This is a genomic window from Ilyobacter sp. (genome assembly GCF_041583315.1).
Lineage (GTDB): Bacteria > Fusobacteriota > Fusobacteriia > Fusobacteriales > Fusobacteriaceae > Ilyobacter.
This window is the reverse complement of the sequence record NZ_JBFHGC010000461.1, coordinates 1-2,332: the sequence shown is the minus strand read 5'-3', so window position 1 is coordinate 2,332 and position 2,332 is coordinate 1. Positions and strand designations below refer to the sequence as shown.

2 protein-coding genes are annotated in these 2,332 nt (G+C 34.0%); one reads left to right on the top strand and one right to left on the bottom strand.

The window, feature by feature from the left end:
- Positions 1–224: 224 nt before the first annotated feature.
- Positions 225–1,250 (bottom strand): TetR family transcriptional regulator, encoded by a 1,026-nt coding sequence (locus ABZA26_RS12925; protein ID WP_372714923.1) that lies wholly within the window; start codon positions 1,248–1,250, stop codon positions 225–227.
- 441 nt (positions 1,251–1,691) lie between these two features.
- On the opposite strand from ABZA26_RS12925, the gene ABZA26_RS12920 reads away from it, so the two are divergent.
- A partial coding sequence (locus ABZA26_RS12920) for a hypothetical protein (protein ID WP_372714922.1) occupies positions 1,692–2,332 on the top strand: 641 nt, incomplete at its 3' end.

Here is a 2,332-nt window from a genome sequence, read left to right as displayed (position 1 = left end):
CCTTCTGCAGAATCGACATAATCTCCTCCCTGTATATAACTCCGAAAATAAAGGTTTACAGACCGGATGGTTCTGGCTGGGTTCTTGACTCCAGAATTTAATATCGAAAACTTCAAATAAAAAATGGAAGACCTGGATTATAAAATCCTTATCTTCCATTTTTTTGTTTTTTGGATATTTTTGAGTCGCAGACAGAATTTTTGATTAAAAAATAATAAATATTTTCAGCTGACTGATTTTATCCGGCTGAATTTTTTCAGAATGTCATCTTTTGGACTTATATGAAGGTTCTTCTGAGTTATCCCTTCTGATTCTACGAAAGGATACTTGATTTTCAGGTCGGATATAATATTTTTTACTCTTGAGGTGATTATTTCAAAGGGAATATTACCCATGGGAGAGAAAATCATAAATTTATAGGGGCATAATCTTCCTATGGAATCGGTATCTCTGAAATGAGTTTTTAAAAGTACTCCGATATCTTTTATGAGGCTGTCTCTGAAAAAAGACTTGCAGTTATCCAGGATGAAATCTGTAAAGTCTAAAAATATAAGCTGGAGAGATACTCCTGTGCTTCTGGCCTCATCTAAAATCTGAAAGAAATATTTGTTTACGTAGGCTCCTGTAAGGGGGTCTGTAATTGCGTCAGGGTACAGTAAATCCAGAGATTTGAATGTATTTAAGATCATTGGTGAGATATGGGCTGTTTCATGCTTTACGTCTAAAAAATTCAGATTACCAGGGGAAAATCTTTTATTTTTCCCAGTGAGGAGATACCTTATATATATCTTCAGCTCACTTTCTAAGAGAGAAGTCAGTAGTTCTCTCTTCATTTCGTCGATCTTACCGTTGCTGTCCAGCAGTTCTATGAGAATATTTTTTGTTTCGTTCCAAAAATTTCGTTCTAATTTTTTGACAGATGGCGAGAGCTTATCTTTTATATCACCCAATTCAAAGATCAGATTAAAGAAAAAAGGATTTTTTTTCAGAAAATTTAATAGAACTGCTGCAAATGCATCGGCTTTAAATTTATTTCCTCCGTGCTCTGGAATGAGATTTTTCAGTTCTTTTTTATAGATTTCCATATCTTTTTTTATTACTTTCATCAGCAGATCTTCTTTTGACTGGTAATACTGGTAAAATTTTCCTGTAGAGATGCCGCATTTTTTAGTTATATTTTTAATGGTAGTTTTAAAATATCCAAGTTCATAGAACAGTTCTCTGGAATTATACAGGATAATATTCTCCATAAGAGATCCCCCTTTCTTTGAGACAAATAAGATAATGTGAGCGGCTATAAAAAACTTTTATCCTCCGTATTTCATACTTATATTGTTCTGTCTGACACCAGCTTCTCCTTCAATATTAATTATATTTAACTGATAAAACAACACTTAATTAATAATAATCAGAATATGTCATCTGGATGTTCACCCTATTTTATAAAGGTTTTATATAGTGTATACCCCTTTATTTCTGAACAATATGAATTTCCAATATAGAAAAAAAAGAAACTTAAAATGAATATTAGAGCAAGAAAAAAAATGCCAATAATCACAGTATTTAAGGAAAAAATCAAGACTTAAACAGATAAAGAGGTGATTGGATATGGTTATTTCTTGCTACTGAGTTTGTTTTATAGGGTTTTTTGGACCTGTTTATTTTTTTTATAAAGGGTGAGGGTGATAAAAATGAAGGGGAATTATCTGAACAAAATCGAGAGGATAGCCAAAAGGTCTCTCAAGGGTAAAATTAAAATAACGCTGGCTTTAATTGTGAGTTTAATGATAACCGGAAGAGCATATGCCGATGTGGGCCAGGTGGATTTATACCTGAGTGACTCTCCAATATCATGGTCAAGCTCTGATAAACTCGAGTCATCCACTGGATACGGAGTAATGGTAAATGGACCATATGAAAGTTACGGAGATCTTCTGGCAGAAAAAATAGAATTGGAGATTATCAACAACAATAATTTATTAGTTACAAATGAAGAAGAGGGTGGTGCAAGCAGCGGAGTATACATCCCGGGAACAGATAAACTATTTGAATTTTTCCCAGATGAAACAGCTTATGCTGATGGCAACTCATACTTTAAGATAGAAAATAACGATCTGATAGATGTCACAGGTGGATCAGCCTACGGAATACATCTGGAATTTTTGGAAGATGAAGAAACTATAGAGGCTGAAATAACTCCGGAAGAAACAGAGATAGCTGTTTTGTCTTCAGATTCCGAAGAAGAGGAGGAAGATCCTCTATACGCCTATCCTGATATAGATATAAAAAACAGCGGCACAATAAATGCAGCTGGAGATCTAGAAGCCGAGGG